Source organism: Nonomuraea sp. NPDC051191 (genome assembly GCF_044455665.1).
In the GTDB taxonomy this organism is placed as follows: Bacteria; Actinomycetota; Actinomycetes; order Streptosporangiales; family Streptosporangiaceae; genus Nonomuraea.
Genome location: NZ_JBITEZ010000003.1, coordinates 550,634 through 568,615, shown reverse-complemented (window position 1 = coordinate 568,615; position 17,982 = coordinate 550,634). Strand labels below are relative to the sequence as shown.

Below are 17,982 nucleotides of genomic sequence, written 5' to 3'. Positions count from 1 at the left end.
CTGGCCGCGACTGTAACGCGTTCTACTTTCTGGCGGAAGCCTCGCTTCCGGCGGGGATCTCGGCACGCAGCCCGAAGGTGTCGAAAAGCTGCAGGTCGAAGAACATGGCGACGTGGTTGATGCCTTCGTCGCGCAGCGCCAGCACCATGATCGCGAAGGGGCGGTAGGTGTCGCCCTCGCGGAAGTAGACGGCGAACGCGGGCTGGCCGTTGGCGGCGACCGGAAGCAGCTTGAGGTCGTGGGGCCGGCTCGCGGGGCACTGGTTGGAGACCAGCTCGCCGATCGCGTCGGGGCCTTCGTACCAGCCCACGTAGGGCGGCATCTCCCAGATCGCGTCTTTGGTGAACAGCGAGACCAGCTCGTCGACGTCGTAGTTCTCGAACGCGGCGACGTAGCGGTCGAGCAGGTGGCGCTGCTCGGCCGACAGCGGCTCGACCGGGTCGTCGAGAGTCGGCGAGACCTCGCTGAGCTGCGCGCGGGCCCGCTGGAGGATGCTGTTGACGGCCGCCGTGGACAGGCCGACCGCCTCGGCCACCTCGGCCGCCCGCCACCTGAGCACGTCGCGCAGGATCAGCACCGCGCGCTGCCGGGGCGGCAGGTGCTGCAGCGCGGCGACGAGCGCGAGCCTGATGCTCTCGCGCGAGGTCACGATCGAGGCCGGGTCGCCGCCCGCCTCGACCCCGGCCAGCGTGTCGGGCACCGGCTCCAGCCAGGGCACCTCGCCGTCCTGGACCAGCGGCGCGCTCGCCTCGGTGCTCGGGGCGCCGAGGCCGGTCGGCAGGGGCCGCCGGCTGCGGCTGTCGAGCGCGGTCAGGCAGGCGGTGGTGGCGATGCGGTAGAGCCACGTACGCAGTGACGACCGCCCCTCGAACCCGTCGTAACCCCGCCACGCGCGCAGATACGTCTCCTGCACGAGATCCTCGGCGTCGTGCACCGACCCCAGCATCCGGTAGCAGTGTGCGAACAGCTCGCGCCGCATCGGATCGGCCAGCCGGAGGAAGTCGTCGCTCGTCGGCTTGTCGCTCATGCCCCCTGTATAGCTCCCGCCACCGACAATTTCGGTGGCGGCCCCGGCCGGTTTTAGGGCATGACGGAGATGTCCGACAAGAGGCTAGATGTCGGACAGGAGGCGATTCGCGGCGGTCTCGATGCGCCGCTGGATCTGGTCGTACGTGCGCCGCCCCCGCAACATCTCCAGCAGCTCCTGCACCCACACGCTGGCCAGCGAGCCCGCGAGGTCGAGCTGCTCCTCGCCGGCCTGGTCGACCGTCAGCCCGTCGGCGGACACGCGCAGCAGCAGCCCCGTCATGCGGTCGCCGAACGGTGTCTGGACCTCGGCCATGATCAGCGACCGGATCAGCGCGTCGGCCAGCTCCGGCTCGCGCATCAGCCCCCGGGTGGCCCGCATGAGCACGTCGACGGCCCGGCTGGCCGGCGTGGAGGCCCCGGGCGGGCGGCGCTCGATGCTGCTCTCCAGCAGGTCGATCTCCTCGCCCACGACCGCCACGACCAGGTCCATCTTGGACGGGAAGTAGCGGTAGAGCGTGCCCAGCGCCACGCCGGCGCGCTCGGCGACCGTGCGCATCTGCATGGCCTCGACGCCGCCGCGCGAGGCCAGCGCGGCGGCGGCCTGGACGATGCGCTTGCGGCGTTGGTGCTGGCTGCGGGTGCGGACACTGCGACCGCCCGCCGCGGCGCGGCCCTCGGCGGCCCCCTCGGTGTCGCTGGGGGGCGCGGAGAATGACCCGGGCGAGGTACGCATAAGAACACGTTATCTGATTTCTCGACAACGCGGCTTGTTACTCGCGAGTCACAAACAGGCCGTATCGGCCCATGTCTACGGCGTTACAGGACTAAGTCGGAACATGGGGAACAAGGCCGGCACTGGACAGATATTAGAATCTGTTCTAGTTTGCCATTCGGCTTACCTAGCGCTTGCTGGAGGCTCGATGATCGCGCAGACGCTGGCGGCCCTGCTCCTCGACCGGGCGCAGGACGACCGACCTGGGCTGATGTTCGAGGGCGCGGTGTGGTCGTGGCGCGAGCACGTCGCCCGCTGCCGGGCGGCGGCGGCCTGGCTGAGCGGGCGCGGCCGGGGTCTGCACGTGGGCGTGCTGGGGGAGAACGTCCCGGAACTGCTCTTCCTGCTCGGCGGCGCGGCGCTCGGCGGGCACGTGCTGGTCGCGCTGAATCCGACGCGCCCGGTGGACGAGCTGATCCGGGATGCCCGCGCCACCGACGTGGACCTCCTACTCTGGGACGCCCCCTTCGCGGGCCTGGCCCGGCCGGTCGCCGAGGCGCTGGGTTTGGAGAGCCTGCCGCTGTCCACGGTGTCGTCCCTGGGGGAGGGCGAGGGCCGGGCCGCCGAGCCGGGGCCCGGCGACCTGGTGATGCTGATCTTCACGTCGGGCACCTCGGGCCGGCCCAGGGCCGTCCGGATCACGCAGCGCAAGCTGGCCCTGCCGGGGCTGAGCCTGGCGGCGCTGCTCACGCCCGAGGACGTCGTCTACTGCTCGATGCCGCTGTTCCACTCCGGGGCCCTGATGGCCGCCTACGCCCCGGCCGTGGCCTCGGGGGCGGCGCTGGCCGTGCGCAGGCGGTTCTCGGCCTCCGGCCTGCTGCCGGACGTACGGCGGCACGGCTGCACGTACCTGCACTACGTCGGCAAGGCGCTCTCCTACGTCCTGGCCACGCCCGAACGCCCGGACGACGCCGACAACCCCCTCAGGATCGCCTTCGGCAACGAGGGCAGCGCGGTCGCGACCAGGCGGTTCGGCGAACGGTTCGGCTGCCGGGTGATCGACGCCTTCGGCTCCACCGAGACGGCCATCTCCTTCACCCCCGACCCCGGCGGCCCGCCCGGCAGCCTCGGCAGGCTGGGCGCGGGCGTGGAGATCCTCGACCCCCTCACCGGACGCCCGTGCCCGCCCGCCCGCATCGAGGGCGGCCGCCTGCTCAACCCGGACGAGGCCGTCGGCGAGCTGGTCAACACCTCCGGCCCTGGCCTGTTCGAGGGCTACTACAACGACCCGGACGCGGACGCCGAACGCGTCAGGGACGGCGCGTTCTGGTCCGGCGACCTGGCCTACGCCGACCCCGCCGGGCACGTCTTCTTCGCCGGGCGCGGCACCGAACGCCTGCGCGTGGACGGCGAGAACCTGGCGGTCGCGCCGGTGGAGGCCGCCCTGCGGGAGTTCGGCGGCGTGGTGGAGGCGGCGGTCTACCCGGTGCCGGACGCGGCGGCCGGCGACCAGGTGATGGCGGCGCTGATCCTGGACGGCCCCTTCGACGCCGGGGCGTTCACCGCGTTCCTGGCAGGTCGGACCGACCTGGGCCCCAAGTCCTTACCCCGCTATATCCGGATTTGTAGTGAACTTCCGCTGACCCCTTCTCACAAGGTCATCAAGCGGATCCTGGCCAAGGAGGCGTGGCGGACCGGCGACCCCGTCTGGTGGCGGTCCCCGGCCGGGCTGCGCCCCCTGACCGGCGCGGACGTCAAGGCGATCGAGGACGAGTTCGTCGAGCACGGCAGGCACCACCTTTTGGAGAGCTGATGGATTTCAACCTGGACGAGACCCAGCAGGACCTGAAAAAGCTGACCGCCGAAGTTCTGACCAGGGAGGAGGCCGCCGCCGGGGAAGGGACCGGAGCCGCCGGGAAGGAGGGCGGCGCGACGGCCGGGGACGGGCTGTGGCGGGCCGGGCTCATGAGCGTGTGCGCGTCCGAGGAGGCGGGCGGCGCGGGTCTCGGACCGGTCGAGATGGCCGTGGTGCTGCGCGAGGTCGGGGCGCGGGCGGCGGCCGTACCGGCGTTGCCCGTCCTGGTGAGCACGCTGGCGCTGGCCCGTCACGGCAGCCCTGACCAGCGGCGACGGGTCACGCGTGGCACGCTGGCCCGCCGCGAGCCCGGCCGGGCCCCGGCCGATCCGCCCGAGACGGTCGCCCGCCGCGAGGGTGACGGCTGGTCGCTGACCGGGCGGAAGGTCTCGGTGCCGTACCCGGCGGACGACGTCCTGGTCACCGCGGACGAGGGGCTGTTCCTGGTGGCGTCGCCGTCCGCGAGCCCGGAGTTCACCTCGACCGGCGAGCCGGCCGCCACGGTCCTGCTGGACGGCACGCCCGCCGAGCGGGTGGCCGGGCCCGAGGCCGCCGCCGACGCCGGGCGGCTGTTCACCGTGGCCGTCGCCGCGCAGGCGAGCGGCGTCCTGGCCGGGGCGCTCGACCTGACCACCGCCTACATCAGGACCAGGCGGCAGTTCGGCCGGGCGCTGGCCGAGTTCCAGGCCGTGACCATGCAGATCGCCGACGTCTACATCGCGGGACGGGCCCTCGACGTCGCCATGTGGTCGGCCGCCTGGCGGCTGGGCGAGGGGCTGCCCGCCGACGAGGACGTGGCGCTGGCCGCGTTCCACGTCTGCGAGGCCGTCAAGGCCCTCTACACCTGCCAGCACCTGCACGGCGGCCTCGGGCTGGACGTCACCTACCCGCTGCACCGCTACTTCGCGCAGGCCAAGCACCTGTCCCACCTGCTCGGCGGCGCCGACGCCCAGCTCGACCTGATCGGAGCCCTCGTCTGATGCTGATCGACCTGACCCCCGAGCAGCGCGCGCTCCGCGACGAGCTGCGCGAGTACTTCCGCGGCTGCCTGACCGCCGAGGACCGCGCCAAGATCGCCGACGATCCGTTCGGCGAGGCGTACATGGAGCACTGCCGCCGGCTCGGCCGCGACGGCAAGCTCGGGCTGGGCTGGCCCAAGGAGTACGGCGGAGGCGGCTACGGCCCGCTGGAGCAGCAGATCTTCGCCAACGAGATCGCCCGCGCGGGCGTGCCGTACCCGATCATCACCGTGCAGACGGTGGGCCCGACGCTGATGCAGTACGGCACCCAGGAGCAGAAGGACCGCTTCCTGCCGCGCATCCTGGCCGGGGAGTGCCACTTCGCGATCGGCTACAGCGAGCCCGAGGCCGGCACCGACCTGGCCTCCCTGCGCACCACGGCGGTGCTCGACGGCGGCCACTACGTCGTCAACGGCCAGAAGATCTTCACCAGCGGTGCGCACTACGCCCAGTACATCTGGCTGGCGGCCCGGACGAACCCCGAGGCCAAGAAGCACAAGGGCATCACGATGATGATCGCCGCCACCGACGACCCCGGCTTCTCCTGGACCCCGATCGTCACCATGGACGGCCGCCACCACACGAACTCCACCTACTTCTCCGACGTCCGCGTCCCGGTGGACATGGTGGTCGGCGAGGTGGACCGCGGCTGGGACCTGATCGTCAACCAGCTCAACCACGAACGCGTCACCCTCGGCCCCGCCGGGAACCTCGGCCAGACCTACGACCGCTTCCTCGCCTGGGCCAGGCACGCCGGGCTGACGGACAACCCGGACGTACGCCGCGCCCTCGCCCGCGTGCGGGCCGCCTTCCGTACGAACGAGCTGCTGAACTGGCAGGTGGCGGCCAACATGGACCTCGGCTGGCTGGGCGCGCCCGACGCCTCGGCCACCAAGATCTACGGCTCCGAGCGCATGCAGGAGATCGGCCGGCTGGTCTGCGACGTCGTGTCCAGGTACGGCGACCCCTCGGACCCGGAGACGGCCGAGCTGGCCGAGCGCATGGACCACGGCGTCAAGGGCGCGGTGGTGCTGACGTTCGGCGGCGGGGTCAACGAGGTGCAGCGCGAGCTGATCGCGATGCTCGGCCTGAGCCTGCCGAGGCCGCCGCGATGACCGACCCGATGACCGACCCGATGACCGACCCGATGACCGACCCGATGACCGACGCCGAGTTGCGCGAGCTGGCCGGCAAGCAGGTGGCGATGGGGGAGCTGCGCGGCACCCCGGCCGCCGACCCGGTGAACGCGCCCATGATCCGCCACTGGCTGGAGGCCATGGGCGACGCCAACCCGCGCTACCTGGAGGAGGGGGTGGCCCCGCCCGCGATGGCCCAGGTGTGGACCATGCAGGGGCCCGGCTCGCGGGCCAAGGACCGCTCGCCGGTGGACGACCTGCTGGCCGCGCTCGACGCCGCGGGCTTCACCGGGGTCGTGGCGACCAACTGCGAGCAGACCTACCACCGGTACGCCGGGATCGGCGAGCTGCTGACGCCCGCCACCCGCTTCACGTCGTTGTCCGGCCCGAAGCGCACCGCCCTGGGTGAGGGCTACTTCGCCACCTGGAACGTCACCTGGTACGGCGACGACGACCGGCCCGTCGCCGAGATGCTCTTCCGGGTGCTGAAGTTCCGCCCCAAGGCTCCTGCCCCGCGCGCGCGGGAGCCGTACCCGCTGCGGCCGGCGGTCAACAGGGACACCGCGTTCTTCTGGGAGGGCGTGCGGGACGGCGAGCTGCGCGTCCAGAGCTGCGCGGACTGCGGCGAGCTGCGGCACCCGCCCGGCCCGATGTGCCCGGCCTGCCGTTCGGCGAACCGGTCGCACGTCGTCGTGAGCGGCCGCGGCACCCTGTACAGCTACGTCGTCCACCACCATCCGCCGGTGCCGGGGCGCGAGGTCCCGTTCGTGGTGGGCGTGGTGGAACTGCCGGAAGGAGTGCGGATCGTGGGCAACGTCGTGGACTGCCCGGTCGAGAAGGTGGAGGTCGGGATGGCCCTGCGGGTGACGTACCGGTCGATGGACGACGAGCTCGTCCTGCCGATGTGGACGCCGGAGGAGCCGTGACCCCCGCCACCGGCACGGCCCTGCCCGAGCTGACCGTCGACCTGACCCCGACGACGGTGATCGCCACGGCCCTGGCCACCAGGGACTTCACCCCCGTGCACCACGACACCGCCAAGGCCCGCGCCCAGGGCTCGAAGGACATCTTCCTCAACATCCTCACCACCATGGGCCTGGTGGAACGCTATGTCACCGACTGGACGGGCCCGGAGGCGGTCATCACGAGCATCAACGTCAGGCTGGGCGTCCCGGCGTACGCGGGGGACCGGCTGAGCTTCAGCGGCGTGATCGTCGAGCGCGACGGCGACCGGTACACCGCGCAGGTGCGCGGCCGGGTGAGCCTGGGCGACCACGCCACCGGCACCGTCACCTTCGTCCTGCCCGGGAGCGCGTGATGCCGGGCGGGCGCGCGGCGATCGCGGGCATCGGCGCCACCGAGTTCAGCAAGGACTCGGGCCGGTCGGAGCTGCGGCTGGCGGCCGAGGCCGTGCTCGCCGCCCTGGACGACGCCGGGGTGCCGCCGTCCGAGGTGGACGGCATGGTCACCTACACCCAGGACTCCAACCAGGAGATCGCCGTCGCCCGGGAGACCGGGGTCGGCGACCTCACCTTCTTCTCCCGCGTCGAGTACGGCGGCGGCGCGGCCTGCGGCACCGTCGCGCACGCGGCCATGGCCGTGGCCACCGGCATGGCCCGCACGGTGGTCTGCTACCGGGCCTTCAACGAGCGCTCCGGCCGCCGCTTCGGTCAGCCGAACGCCCGGCTGACCGGGGAGCCCACCTCCCAGGGCCTGGAGATGAGCTGGCACGTGCCGTACGGGCTGATGACCCCGGCCGCGTGGGTCGCCATGTTCGCGCGGCGGTACATGCACGAGTTCGGGGCGACGTCGGAGGACTTCGGACGGGTGGCGGTGGCCATGCGCCGGCACGCCGCCACGAACCCGGCCGCCTGGTTCCGCGGGCGTCCGATCACGCTGGAGGAGCACCAGGCGTCCAGGTGGATCGTGGAGCCGCTGCACCTGCTCGACTGCTGCCAGGAGAGCGACGGCGCGGTGGCCCTGGTCGTGACGTCCGCCGAACGCGCCCACGACCTGCGCAGATCGCCCGCGGTGATCACGGCGGCGGCGCAGGGGGCGGGCGCGGGCCAGATGATGATGACGAGCTACTACCGGGACGACATGAGCGGCCTGCCGGAGATGTCCGTCGTCGGCCGCCAGTTGTGGGAGATGTCCGGGCTGTCCCCGCAGGACATCCAGACGGCCATCCTGTACGACCACTTCACCCCGTTCGTCCTGGCCCAGCTGGAGGAGCTGGGCTTCTGCGGGCGCGGCGAGGCCCCGGACTTCCTGCGGGACGGCGGCATCGAGCTGGACGGCCGCCTGCCCGTCAACCCGCACGGCGGGCAACTGGGCGAGGCGTACATCCACGGCATGAACGGCATCGCCGAGGCCGTCCGGCAGGTCCGCGGGACGGCCGCCAACCAGGTGGCCGGGGTGCGGAACGTCCTGGTCACGGCGGGGACCGGCGTGCCGACGAGCGGCCTGATCCTGTCGTCGGCGTGACATTGTGTTAGCAATTGGACACTTTGGGTAATCGCGTCTGTATGAGTGGATTCTGGGGAGTCCTGGCGCAGCCGGAGCTGAAGATCGACTGGACCAGGATGCCCACGTACAACACGATCATGGCGGTCGCCGCCGGCGTCGGGTTGCTGCTCGTGGTCTCCTTCGGCCGCCGGCTGCTCAGGGGCGACCCGCTGGAGCACGTGGAGGGCTGGGCGCTGGCGTTCGGCGCGATGGGGGCCGTCCTGACGGTGACCGGGCTGCACATGACGCTCACCTGGCCGCTGGCCGGGCAGGGCTTCCCGTTCGACAACATCATCTTCGGGGAGCCCTCGCTGGCGTTCGGCGTGCTGCTGCTGGCCGCCGCGATCTACCTGTGGAAACGCTGGGGGCTGGTCGCCGTGGCGCCCGACCGGCGCAAGCTCGTGGCGCGTACGGCCGGGCCGATCTCGCTGTTCGTCTTCGCCATGGGGCTGGCCTGCTTCGGGATCGCCGCGGCGGGGTGGACGTACATGTTGTTCGCCGCGCCGCCGCAGGAGCCGATCTCGGGGGCCTTCGCCGGCATGCCGCTGCTGGAGGCCACCTTCATCTCCGGCCTGTACGTGCTGGTCGGCGTGGGGGCGGTGCTGTTCCCGTTCGCGCTGCGGGCCAGGGGTGGCCCGGTCACGACCGTGACCGGGGTGTGCTGGGGGGTCGCCGGGGTGGCGTTCCTCCTGTTCGGCGCGCTGAACTACTTCACGCACATCGGGCTGATCGTCAACACCATGTAGGCGTTCACGGGCCCAGGAACATCGGCACGGAGAAGAACACGATCATCGCGATCGCCACGCAGATCAGGAACCCGATCAACTCCCAGGCCCAGTCGTAGTGCCGTTCCCTGCGCCGCTTGAGCGCCTTCTTCCTGGCCGCGGCCTTCTTCTTGCCCGGCGGCTGCTTGCGGGCGCCGGGCTTGGCGCCGCCTCTCCCCGGTGAGCCGGCCGGTCCGGCGCCGGGCTTGCGGCGGGACGGGCTCTGGAGGTCGCGGATCGGATCGGGGTGGAGTTCGCGGTCGGCTGCTAGCTCGCGGGCGAGCTCGAAGGCGAAGTCCGCGGCCCGGCTCCGCTCGCCGGGCGCCGCGCCGGGCCGGTTGGGGTCGGACAGGCCGGAGCCGGACAGGGTGGATTCGGGCAGGTCGGAGCCGGACAGGTCGGAGCCGGACAGGGCCGGGCCGGAGAAGGCCGAGGTGGCGGGGGCCGGGTCGGAGGCGGCCGGGCCGGACGGGGGCTCGGGCGCGGGCATGCGGTAGACCGGCTCGGCGGTGGCCCTGGACCTCGGGGTGAACAGCGGCGCGGCCTCCTTGACCGGCTGCTCCGCCGCGAGGGGCCGCTGCGGCGCGGGCCGTTGCGGGACGGGAGGTTGTGCGGTGGGGCTTTGTGCGGCGGGATGTTGCGGGGCGTGGGGCGGGTCCGTGTGCGGCGGCACGTCCCTGATGGCGGGCATCTCCAACGTCACCGGCTCGTCGTCCAGCACGTCCGCGGGCACGGGCGTACCCAGGAAGAAGGGCCGCTCCCCAGGCGGCGGAACGACGGCCTCGGGCGCGGCGTCCGCCACGGGAGGTGCGGTGAAGTCGCCCGTACTGAAGGGCTGGAGCGAGGGGCGGTCCGACTCCGGCAGGGCCTGCGACGGTTGCGGGTGTCCGGTGAGGAACGGCCGCACGGCCGCCGCCCGCGCGGCCGGGTCCCGCAGCGGCCCCATCGAGTCCAGCGCGCCCAGCGGGTCGCGCAACTTGGGCATCGGCGCGGTCGTCGCCTCGTGCACGGACGGCCGCTCGCCGGAGGGCGGCGTGAGCAGGTCCGCCGGGAAGATCCCGGTGCTGGTCGCCGGGTCGGCCTCGGCGAGCGGCAGCGGCCACTGCGGCGGCGCGGGCCAGAGCGGCTTGACGAACAGCGGCCCCGGCTCGGCGGGAACCGACCCGGCGAAGTGCACGCGCAGGATCGCGGGCGGCTCCGGCCAGGGCAGACGTCCGAGGACGTCCCGCAGCGGCGCGACCGCGAGCGCGCCGTACACATCGGACAGCGGCTTCGGCACCCGCCCTTCGGCCAGCGCGGCCAGGGCCATGCCCAGGACCTGGCGGAAGCGGTGGCTCGCCCCGACGACCAGCTCCTCGGCGGTGTCGGGCGCGACGTCGAGCACCCAGGCCAGCTCGGCCCTGCTCAGCTCGCACACCGCGCACAGCACGAGCACCTCGCGCTGCTGCGGGCGAAGCTCGCGCAGCACGCGCTCGACCAGCGCAGAGGCCGGGTCGACGAGCGGGTCCACGACGGGAGGGGTGTAGACGACGTCCCGCCGGTGGATCTGGCGGCGGGCGTAGGCGTACAGGGCGGCGCGGGGCGGGACGGCGTCGGGGACGCCGGCGAGCACTCCGCCGAGCACGGACGCCAGGACGTCGGACGCGGTGCCCGGATCGCCGAGCTGGTCGGCGCAGTACGCGAACAGCCCGGCGGCATGGCGGTCGTAGAGCTCTGCGATCAGTTCTGCGCGGGCGCGCTGACCGGTGAGCGGCTGGGGCACGGGGCCGATCCTCTTGCTAAATGTGCGGACGCTGAGGTGAGGGGTACGCGTCTGGAGATTGTGGAGGTAATCATGCCAACTCACCCAGGTCCGGCGCACCACTTGATCGGAAATTCCGGTAAATCTCCCTGGTCAGTGAAACGCTTAAGCCGTCCCCCGTGGGGACACGGGGGTCCGGGCCGCCGTAGTCTTGTGGGCCACCGAGATCATGCGGCGGTCGTGGCAGGGGGGCCGCGGCCCTGCCATCGAGCGAGAGGTCACGCGTGATCACATTCGACGCTGTCACCAAACGCTATCCAGACGGCACCACCGCCGTGGACGCACTCAGCCTTGAGGCGCCCACCGGCGAGATCACCGTGCTGGTGGGCCCCTCGGGCTGCGGGAAGACGACGTCCCTCCGGATGATCAATCGCATGATCGACGCCTCCGAAGGACAGATCCTCCTCGACGGGGTGCCCGTGAGCGGCATCGACCCGCCCACGCTGCGCCGCGGCATCGGGTACGTCATCCAGCAGGCGGGTCTCTTCCCGCACCGGAAGATCGTCGACAACATCGCGACGGTCCCGTACCTGCTGGGCTGGGACAGGAAGAAGGCCCGCGCGCGGGCCATGGAACTGCTCGAACGCGTCGGGCTCGACGCGGCGTTCGCCGACCGCTACCCGTTCCAGCTCTCCGGAGGGCAGCAGCAGCGCGTGGGCGTGGCCAGGGCGCTGGCCGCCGACCCGCCGGTGCTGCTCATGGACGAGCCGTTCAGCGCGGTCGACCCGATCGTCCGCACCAGCCTCCAGGACGAGCTGATCAGGCTCCAGGCGGAGCTGAACAAGACCATCGTGTTCGTCACCCACGACATCGACGAGGCGATCAAGCTCGGCGACCGCGTGGCCGTGCTGCGCGTGGGCGGACGGCTGGCCCAGCTCGCCGACCCCAAGACGCTGCTGTCGGAGCCGGCCGACGACTTCGTCCGCGAGTTCCTGGGCCACGACCGGGGCATCAGGCGGCTGCAGTTCATCTCCACGAAGGGGCTGAGGCTGCGTACCGACCTGACCGTGCGCGAGCGGGCGGCCAGCGACGAGCCATGGCTGCTGGTCGTGAGCGACGACGACCGGCCCGTGGGCTGGTTCGCCGGTTCGCGGCCCGAGGAACTGGAGCCGTACGGGACGTTCGTGCTCGGCCGCGACTCGATGCGGTCGGCGCTGGACGCGGCGCTGCTGTCGCCCTCCGGCTGCTCGGTCGCCGTGGACGAGGACGGCAGGGTCGTCGGCGTGGCCACCAGGGAGGCCCTGGACGAGGCGCTGGCGGAGGCCGCCGATGCGTGAAGGTCCGCCCAGCATCTGGGAGTGGATCGCGCGCAACTGGGACACCGGCCGCGCCGACAGCATCAGGAACCTGCTGACCGACCACCTGACCATGTCCCTGGTGCCGATCCTGGCCGCGCTGGTGCTCGCGTTGCCGCTCGGCCTGGCCTGCGTGCGCTGGCGCTGGCTCTACCAGCCCACCTCGGGCCTGATGAACGTCGTCTACGCGCTGCCGTCGCTGCCGGTGTTCATGCTGCTGATCTCGGTGACCGGGCTGTCCCAGACCACCGTGATCATCCCGCTGACCTTCTACGGCATGGCCGTGCTCATCCCCGCCGTGGTCGACGGGCTGAACTCGGTGCCCGACCACGTCCGACAGTCGGCCGTCGCCATGGGGTTCACGCCCATGCGCCGCCTGCTCCAGGTCGAGCTGCCCATCGCCACGCCGGTGGTGCTGGCCGGGCTGCGCGTGGTCGCGGTCTCCAGCATCAGCCTGGTCAGCGTGGGCGCGCTGATCGGCCAGGGCGGGCTCGGCGGGTTGTTCACCCGGGCCTACCAGAACCCGTTCATGCCGCCGGTGATCACCGGCATCGTGCTGATCGTCGCGCTGGCGCTGGTGGCCGACGGCCTGCTGGTCCTGGCCCAGCGACTGCTCACCCCCTGGGTACGCGCGCGGAAGGGGACGTCATGAGCTGGTTGGGCTCGTTCTTCGGCTGGCTGGCCGACTTCTTCGGCACCGGGGCGAACTGGACCGGCCCCGACGGCATCCCGGCGCGGCTGCTGGAGCACCTGGAGTTCTCGGTCCTGGCGCTGGCGCTGGCGATGCTGATCGCGGTGCCGCTGGGCCTGGCCATCGGGCACACCGGCCGGGGCGAGGTCGTGGTCGTCATCTCGGCGAACCTGGCCAGGGCGCTGCCCACGCTCGGCCTGCTGGTGCTGTTCGTGCTGCTGCTGGGCACGTCCTCGATCTGGCCGGTGATCATCCCGTTGGTGCTGCTGTCGGTGCCGCCGATCCTGGTCAACACCTACGAGGGCATCAAGGGCGTCGATCCGGAGCTGCGCGACGCGGCGTACGGGATGGGGCTGCGCGGCGGGCAGGTGCTCGGCCGGGTGCTGGTCCCGGTGGCGCTGCCGCTGATCCTGCTCGGGCTCAGGCTGTCGGCGATCCAGGTGGTCTCCACCACGACGGTCGCCGCGTACACGGGGCTCGGCGGGCTCGGCCGATTCGTGATCGACGGTTTCGCGACGAAGGATTACGCGAGCGTCGTGGGGGGTTCAGTACTGATTGTGCTGTTCGCGCTTGTCGTGCAGATCGTGTTCGCCCTCATCCAGAGGGTGACCGTTTCGCCGGGGGTGAGCCAGAGACTGAAGGTTCGATAGTCTCCGGTATTACCTGCCGCTTTAGAAGGGAAATTCGAGATGAGACGCATGATCGGCACCGCGGCGGTGCTCGTGTCGGCGACGCTGGCGCTGGCCGCCTGCGGTGGCGGTGGCGGCGGTGGGGGCAACCCGCTCGACACCACGAGCGCGGCGCCCAGCGGGTCGGCCGCGGCGGCCGGGGGCAAGGCCGTCATCGGCTCCTTCGACTTCGACGAGAGCGTGCTGCTCGCGTCGATCTACGCCCAGGCGCTTGAGGCCAAGGGCGTGCAGGTTGAGGAGAAGCCGCGCATCGGCAGCCGCGAGGCGGTCTACGACCAGGTCAAGAACGGCGGCCTGACCATCGTTCCTGAGTACAACGGCAACCTGCTGGCCTTCATCGACCTGAAGAACACCGCCTCGACGACCGACGAGGTCAACGCGGCGCTGAAGGAGAAGCTCCCGGCCGAGCTCGAAGTGCTCGACTCCTCCCCGGCCGAGGACAAGGACAGCCTCTCGGTCACCAAGGAGACCCAGACCAAGCAGTCGCTGAACAGCATGGAGGATCTGGCCAAGGTCTCCAAGAACATGGTGGTCGGCGGCCCGCCGGAGTTCAAGAAGCGGTGGGAGGCGCGCTTCAAGGAGGTCTACGGGATCGAGTTCAAGCAGTGGGAGCCCAAGGGCCCGGCCACGGCCGACGCCCTGAAGGACGGCTCGATCCAGGTCGGCAACGTGTTCACCACGGACCCCAAGATGCTGGCCAACAACCTGGTGCCGCTCCAGGACACCAAGAACATCTTCCCCGCCCAGAACGTCACGCCCCTGCTGTTCAAGGCCGGTGCGAACGACACGATCCGCACCACGCTCAACGGCGTCTCGGCCAAGCTGAGCACGCAGTCCCTGCTCGACATGATGCAGAAGATCTCCGTCAACAAGGACGAGCCCGCCACGGTGGCCAAGGAATGGCTGACCTCCAACGGCCTCGCCTGACGCCCGCGGCGGGGGCCTCCGGGGGGAGGTCCCCGCTGTGAGCGAGTTCACGGAGGCGATGGCGCAACTGGCCGCGGGCGTCGCGGTGATCACCGTCCAGGACGGGCGGGACGACCTGGGCGTGACCGTCTCGACGCTGATGTCCGTCTCGGCCGAGCCGCCGCTCGTGCTGGTCAGCCTGGCCTCGCGCGGCTATCTCTGCGAGGTGCTGCTCCGGCAGGACCGGTGGGCGGCCTCGCTGCTGTCCTCCGGCCAGGCCGCCGTCGCCAGCCGCTTCGCCACCGCCGGACGTCCCAGCGCCCGCCTCCTCGTGGCGGGCACCCCTCACCACCGGGGGACGCACACCGAGGCGCTGGTGGTCGAGGGCGGTGTGGCGGCCCTGGAGGCCGAGACGACCCAGGTCGTCCCGGCCGGCGACCACACGCTCTTCGTCGCCCAGGTGCTCGCCGTCCCCTATGTCACCCCCGGGCTTCAGCCACTGGTACGGCTGCGCGCCCGCTACCGGCCGATGGGATGATGCATGCGCAGTTTCCTCTTCCTCCTGGGCAGCAGCCGCCGTGACGGCAACACCGAGACCCTGGCCAGGCACGCCGCGGCCACTCTCGCGCCGGACGTCCGGCAACGCTGGCTGCGCCTGGACGACCACCCGCTCCCGCCCTTCCAGGACATCCGCCACTCAGGCGACGGCGTCTACCCCGTCCCCGAGGGCGCGGAGAAGCTGCTCGCCGAGGCCACGCTCGACGCCACCGACCTGGTGATCGTCTCCCCGCTCTACTGGTACAGCGTCTCCGCCACCACCAAGCTCTACCTGGACTACTGGTCGGCCTGGATGCGCGTCCCCGGGTACGACTTCAAGGCGCGCATGGCGGGCAAGACCGTCTGGGCGGTCACCACGATCAGCGAGGAGGACGAGTCCGTGGCCGATCCGCTGGTCGGCACGCTGCGCCTGTCGGCGGAGTACTTCGGGTCGTGGGGCGGCACGCTCGTGGGCTACGCCAACCGCCCCGGCGACATCCTGCGCGACACCGGCGCCCTGGAGCGGGCCGCGGCCTTCTTCAGCCCCGGCGCTCGAAATGCGGATACAGGTTCGTCTTCTTACCGGCCTTGACCAGCGTCTCGACGACCCGGCCCGTGAGGTCGACGACGCCCACGCCGTCCTTGACCGGGGCGAGCAGGTGCCGCTCGTCGTACCAGCCGAGCGTCGGGCCCCACACCGGGCTGAAGGCCAGCTCGATCTGGGTGACGGCCTTGCCGGTACGGGTGTCCCAGACGCAGGCGGCCTTCTCCGGCGAGGTGCAGGCGGTGACGAAGCGACGGCCCGACGGGCTGAACGCGCCGAACCCGGAGGCGGCCGGGCGTCCACTGGAAGCCGCCCACGGTGATGAGCGCCTTCTCGATCCGGACGAACCGGGCCTCCAGCGAGGGCACGTCGATCAGCACGATGCCCGCCGAACGCGGCTCGCCGCCCGGCTCGAACACGTTGAGCAGCAGGCGGCGGCCGTCCGGCGACCAGGTGGGCCAGACCGTTTGCAGGTACTGGCCCTCCCGCTCGGGGTCCTCCGGCACGGGCAGCTCGACCTCGCTCTCCTTGCCCGACCGGCGGTCCAGGAAGGTCACCTTCGGCACGCCACTCGCACCGTCGTTCTGCCTCACCTGCCAGCGCTCGTCCGGGGAGACGCTGACCGCGCCGTCCACCCGGGTCCAGGCGCGCTTGGCCGGGTTCCACGCTCCCCGTGGATCAGGGAGCATACAAGATCAAATTATCTGATGATGTACCAACCGGGCAAAGAGAGCGGGCCGGTGGCGGGCAGACCCAGTTCGGCCGACAGGCGGGCCAGCGGGCCCCAGGCGTCCAGGCGCATCCTGGCCAGGGCGGCGGACTTGTCCTCGCTGGACTCCGGGCCCCGCAGGCGCTCCAGCGGGTTGAGCCTGGGGTAGACCCGCACGGGGGCGTCGTCGGCCAGCCCGGCGCGTTCGCGGGCCAGGCCGAGGGCGTGCTCAAGGCCGCCCAGCTCGTCGACCAGGCCGTTGGCGTGGGCGTCCGCGCCGGTCCAGACCCGGCCTCTGGCCAGCTCGTGGGCGCGTTCGCGGGTCAGGCCGCGGCTCTGGGCGACCTTGCCCACGAAGTCGTCGTAGATGCGGTCGAGCCAGGCGTTCACCCGGTCCCACTGCTCGGGGGAGAAGCCGCGGGCGGTGGAGAACATGCCGGCGTTCACCCCGTCGGCGACCAGTTCAGTATTTATCCCGATTTTTTGGAGCAAGTCAGTCATGACGGGCTTGCCGCCATAAACGCCGATCGAGCCGGTCAGGGTGCCGGGCTGGGCCACGATCACGTCGGCGCCCATGGACACGAAGTAGCCGCCCGACGCCGCCAGGTCGCCCATGGAGACGATCACCGGCTTCACCCGGCGGGTCAGCGTCACCTCGCGCCACACCGTGTCGGAGGCCACGTACGAGCCGCCGGGGCTGTCCACGCGGAAGACCACGGCCTTGACGTGCTCGTCCCGGCGGGCCGCGCGCAGCGCCGCGCTGATCGTGTCGGAGCCCATCGCGCCGCCCCCGCCGAGCGGGCTGCGTCCGCTGCGGCCGCTCCTGATCTGGCCGTGGCCGTGCACGAGCGCGATGCTGTCGGCCATGGGATGCGGCAGCTTCCGCACCGCCGCGCTCCTGGCGTACCGGGAGACGAACAGCAGGTGCGCCTCGCCGCCCGCGGCCTGCCTGACCTCGTCGTACACCTCGTCGCGGTAGGCGAGGGCGTCCACCAGGCCGGTCTCCTGCGCCTCGGACGCGGTGAAGGGGCCGCGGTCGATCAGCTCGCGCACCTTGCCGGGGTCGAGCCTGCGGCCCTCGGCGATGCCGCGGACGAGCTGCTCGGCGACCGACTCCACGATGCGGGTCATCGACTCGCGGTGGGGCTCGGTCATGTGCTCCTGGGTGAAGGTGTTGACCGCGGTCTTGTACTCGTGCCGCTGCCCCGCCTCGACCTCCACGCCCAGCTTGGTCAGCGCGCCCTTGAGGAAGCGCTGCTCCATCGCCACGCCCGTGAGCCCGACGTCGCCGCTGGGCTGGAGGTAGACCCGCTCGAACGCGGTGGCCAGGTAGTAGGGGACCGTGCCCCCGCTGAACTCCCCGAACGTCTCGGCGTAGGCCACGGTCAGCTTGCCGGAGGCGCGGAAGCGGGTGACGGCCTCGCGCAGCTCCTGCACCATGGCCAGGCCCAGGGGGTTGCCGCCGAGCTTGACCACCAGCGCCTTGACCCTGGAGTCCCGGCCGGCCCGCCGGAGCCCGGACAGCACGTCCGACAGGCGGGTCCTGCGCATGGACAACACCGCGGCGACCGGGTCGGCCGGCGGTCCCTCCGTGAGGCCCTCGGTGAGATCGAGCTCCAGGACCAGCGGGCCGGTGCGCCGCTGGCGAAGCTTGTCGACGGTTTCGAAGATCGCCCTGCCTGCGTCCATATAGCCACCCTAAGCGACACATTTCGGGTGAGGCGTGGAAGAGGCTGGTTTGCGAGGCTTCGTCGCGGAAGGGCCGGATCGGGCGTCCGGCCCTTCCGGTC

The 17,982-nt window shown here is 71.7% G+C and carries 18 protein-coding genes; 13 read left to right on the top strand and 5 right to left on the bottom strand.

Translation table 11 applies throughout. From position 1 onward, the window contains the following. Window positions 1-22: 22 nt before the first annotated feature. Both ACIA8R_RS11100 and ACIA8R_RS11095 read right to left on the bottom strand, forming a co-directional pair. Entirely contained in the window at window positions 23-1,027 is a 1,005-nt protein-coding gene (locus tag ACIA8R_RS11100; protein WP_397037911.1) for a sigma-70 family RNA polymerase sigma factor, read from the bottom strand. Window positions 1,028-1,111: 84 nt separating this feature from the next. Next, complete coding sequence (locus ACIA8R_RS11095) at window positions 1,112-1,762, bottom strand: TetR family transcriptional regulator (RefSeq protein WP_357697446.1); 651 nt, start codon at window positions 1,760-1,762, stop codon at window positions 1,112-1,114. A 187-nt stretch (window positions 1,763-1,949) separates the two neighbouring features. On the opposite strand from ACIA8R_RS11095, the gene ACIA8R_RS11090 reads away from it, so the two are divergent. The 7 genes from ACIA8R_RS11090 to ACIA8R_RS11060 are packed head-to-tail and all read left to right on the top strand — an operon-like array spanning window position 1,950 to window position 9,002. Beyond that, on the top strand, window positions 1,950-3,554 hold the full coding sequence (locus ACIA8R_RS11090) for an AMP-binding protein (protein ID WP_364085315.1): 1,605 nt from the start codon (window positions 1,950-1,952) through the stop codon (window positions 3,552-3,554). Further along, window positions 3,554-4,576 carry an acyl-CoA dehydrogenase family protein gene (locus tag ACIA8R_RS11085; RefSeq protein ID WP_397037908.1) on the top strand — a complete coding sequence of 341 codons (1,023 nt, stop codon included), beginning with the start codon at window positions 3,554-3,556 and terminating at the stop codon, window positions 4,574-4,576. Before ACIA8R_RS11090 ends, ACIA8R_RS11085 begins: the two co-directional genes overlap by 1 nt. Then, window positions 4,576-5,730, top strand: a complete 1,155-nt coding sequence (locus ACIA8R_RS11080) for an acyl-CoA dehydrogenase family protein (protein ID WP_357697452.1) — start codon at window positions 4,576-4,578, stop codon at window positions 5,728-5,730. The genes ACIA8R_RS11085 and ACIA8R_RS11080 overlap by 1 nt, the downstream gene beginning before the upstream one ends. Next, window positions 5,727-6,677, top strand: coding sequence for a bifunctional MaoC family dehydratase N-terminal/OB-fold nucleic acid binding domain-containing protein (locus ACIA8R_RS11075; protein WP_397037906.1), 951 nt, complete (start codon window positions 5,727-5,729; stop codon window positions 6,675-6,677). Before ACIA8R_RS11080 ends, ACIA8R_RS11075 begins: the two co-directional genes overlap by 4 nt. Beyond that, window positions 6,674-7,069, top strand: coding sequence for a MaoC/PaaZ C-terminal domain-containing protein (locus ACIA8R_RS11070; RefSeq protein ID WP_364085305.1), 396 nt, complete (start codon window positions 6,674-6,676; stop codon window positions 7,067-7,069). The genes ACIA8R_RS11075 and ACIA8R_RS11070 overlap by 4 nt, the downstream gene beginning before the upstream one ends. Then, window positions 7,069-8,235, top strand: a complete 1,167-nt coding sequence (locus ACIA8R_RS11065; RefSeq protein WP_397037903.1) for a lipid-transfer protein — start codon at window positions 7,069-7,071, stop codon at window positions 8,233-8,235. Before ACIA8R_RS11070 ends, ACIA8R_RS11065 begins: the two co-directional genes overlap by 1 nt. Before the next feature lie 41 nt (window positions 8,236-8,276). Continuing rightward, window positions 8,277-9,002 carry a DUF981 domain-containing protein gene (locus ACIA8R_RS11060; RefSeq protein ID WP_364085299.1) on the top strand — a complete coding sequence of 242 codons (726 nt, stop codon included), beginning with the start codon at window positions 8,277-8,279 and terminating at the stop codon, window positions 9,000-9,002. A gap of 4 nt (window positions 9,003-9,006) precedes the next feature. Here ACIA8R_RS11060 and ACIA8R_RS11055 read toward each other — a convergent pair whose 3' ends face one another. Beyond that, the gene (locus ACIA8R_RS11055) at window positions 9,007-10,782 is read right to left on the bottom strand and encodes a sigma factor-like helix-turn-helix DNA-binding protein (RefSeq protein WP_397037901.1); all 1,776 of its coding nucleotides are present in this window, start codon (window positions 10,780-10,782) and stop codon (window positions 9,007-9,009) included. A 263-nt stretch (window positions 10,783-11,045) separates the two neighbouring features. Here ACIA8R_RS11055 and ACIA8R_RS11050 point away from each other — a divergent pair, with 263 nt between their 5' ends. Genes ACIA8R_RS11050 through ACIA8R_RS11025 form a run of 6 tightly spaced genes read left to right on the top strand, consistent with a single transcriptional unit; the run spans window position 11,046 to window position 15,531 of the window. Continuing rightward, window positions 11,046-12,098, top strand: a complete 1,053-nt coding sequence (locus ACIA8R_RS11050; protein ID WP_357697464.1) for an ABC transporter ATP-binding protein — start codon at window positions 11,046-11,048, stop codon at window positions 12,096-12,098. Beyond that, the gene (locus ACIA8R_RS11045; protein ID WP_357697466.1) at window positions 12,091-12,768 is read left to right on the top strand and encodes an ABC transporter permease subunit; all 678 of its coding nucleotides are present in this window, start codon (window positions 12,091-12,093) and stop codon (window positions 12,766-12,768) included. The genes ACIA8R_RS11050 and ACIA8R_RS11045 overlap by 8 nt, the downstream gene beginning before the upstream one ends. After that, a complete protein-coding gene (locus ACIA8R_RS11040; protein WP_357697468.1) occupies window positions 12,765-13,457 on the top strand; it encodes an ABC transporter permease subunit in 693 nt (230 codons plus the stop codon). The genes ACIA8R_RS11045 and ACIA8R_RS11040 overlap by 4 nt, the downstream gene beginning before the upstream one ends. Before the next feature lie 39 nt (window positions 13,458-13,496). Continuing rightward, window positions 13,497-14,423, top strand: a complete 927-nt coding sequence (locus ACIA8R_RS11035; RefSeq protein WP_364085290.1) for an ABC transporter substrate-binding protein — start codon at window positions 13,497-13,499, stop codon at window positions 14,421-14,423. A gap of 37 nt (window positions 14,424-14,460) precedes the next feature. Then, window positions 14,461-14,940: a flavin reductase family protein gene (locus ACIA8R_RS11030; RefSeq protein ID WP_357697471.1), complete on the top strand. Its 480-nt coding sequence runs from the start codon at window positions 14,461-14,463 to the stop codon at window positions 14,938-14,940. A gap of 3 nt (window positions 14,941-14,943) precedes the next feature. Further along, the gene (locus ACIA8R_RS11025; protein ID WP_397037898.1) at window positions 14,944-15,531 is read left to right on the top strand and encodes a flavodoxin family protein; all 588 of its coding nucleotides are present in this window, start codon (window positions 14,944-14,946) and stop codon (window positions 15,529-15,531) included. Here the strand turns inward: ACIA8R_RS11025 and ACIA8R_RS11020 are convergent. After that, window positions 15,519-16,172, bottom strand: a complete 654-nt coding sequence (locus ACIA8R_RS11020; RefSeq protein WP_397037896.1) for a hypothetical protein — start codon at window positions 16,170-16,172, stop codon at window positions 15,519-15,521. The two genes, ACIA8R_RS11025 and ACIA8R_RS11020, sit on opposite strands and share 13 nt — an antisense overlap. Window positions 16,173-16,183: 11 nt before the next feature. After that, window positions 16,184-17,881, bottom strand: a complete 1,698-nt coding sequence (gene sppA / locus ACIA8R_RS11015) for a signal peptide peptidase SppA (RefSeq protein ID WP_364085280.1) — start codon at window positions 17,879-17,881, stop codon at window positions 16,184-16,186. Window positions 17,882-17,982: the final 101 nt, after the last annotated feature.

Bases quoted from the DNA above. Each gene is read 5' to 3' on its own strand.
- ACIA8R_RS11075 (WP_397037906.1), top strand. From the start codon at position 5,727: ATGACCGACCCGATGACCGACCCGATGACCGACCCGATGACCGACCCG.
- ACIA8R_RS11080 (WP_357697452.1), top strand. From the start codon at position 4,576: ATGCTGATCGACCTGACCCCCGAGCAGCGCGCGCTCCGCGACGAGCTG.
- sppA (WP_364085280.1), bottom strand. From the start codon at position 17,881: ATGGACGCAGGCAGGGCGATCTTCGAAACCGTCGACAAGCTTCGCCAG.
- ACIA8R_RS11060 (WP_364085299.1), top strand. From the start codon at position 8,277: ATGAGTGGATTCTGGGGAGTCCTGGCGCAGCCGGAGCTGAAGATCGAC.
- ACIA8R_RS11040 (WP_357697468.1), top strand. From the start codon at position 12,765: ATGAGCTGGTTGGGCTCGTTCTTCGGCTGGCTGGCCGACTTCTTCGGC.
- ACIA8R_RS11065 (WP_397037903.1), top strand. From the start codon at position 7,069: ATGCCGGGCGGGCGCGCGGCGATCGCGGGCATCGGCGCCACCGAGTTC.
- ACIA8R_RS11045 (WP_357697466.1), top strand. From the start codon at position 12,091: ATGCGTGAAGGTCCGCCCAGCATCTGGGAGTGGATCGCGCGCAACTGG.
- ACIA8R_RS11085 (WP_397037908.1), top strand. From the start codon at position 3,554: ATGGATTTCAACCTGGACGAGACCCAGCAGGACCTGAAAAAGCTGACC.
- ACIA8R_RS11020 (WP_397037896.1), bottom strand. From the start codon at position 16,172: ATGCTCCCTGATCCACGGGGAGCGTGGAACCCGGCCAAGCGCGCCTGG.
- ACIA8R_RS11095 (WP_357697446.1), bottom strand. From the start codon at position 1,762: ATGCGTACCTCGCCCGGGTCATTCTCCGCGCCCCCCAGCGACACCGAG.
- ACIA8R_RS11035 (WP_364085290.1), top strand. From the start codon at position 13,497: ATGAGACGCATGATCGGCACCGCGGCGGTGCTCGTGTCGGCGACGCTG.
- ACIA8R_RS11100 (WP_397037911.1), bottom strand. From the start codon at position 1,027: ATGAGCGACAAGCCGACGAGCGACGACTTCCTCCGGCTGGCCGATCCG.
- ACIA8R_RS11025 (WP_397037898.1), top strand. From the start codon at position 14,944: ATGCGCAGTTTCCTCTTCCTCCTGGGCAGCAGCCGCCGTGACGGCAAC.
- ACIA8R_RS11090 (WP_364085315.1), top strand. From the start codon at position 1,950: ATGATCGCGCAGACGCTGGCGGCCCTGCTCCTCGACCGGGCGCAGGAC.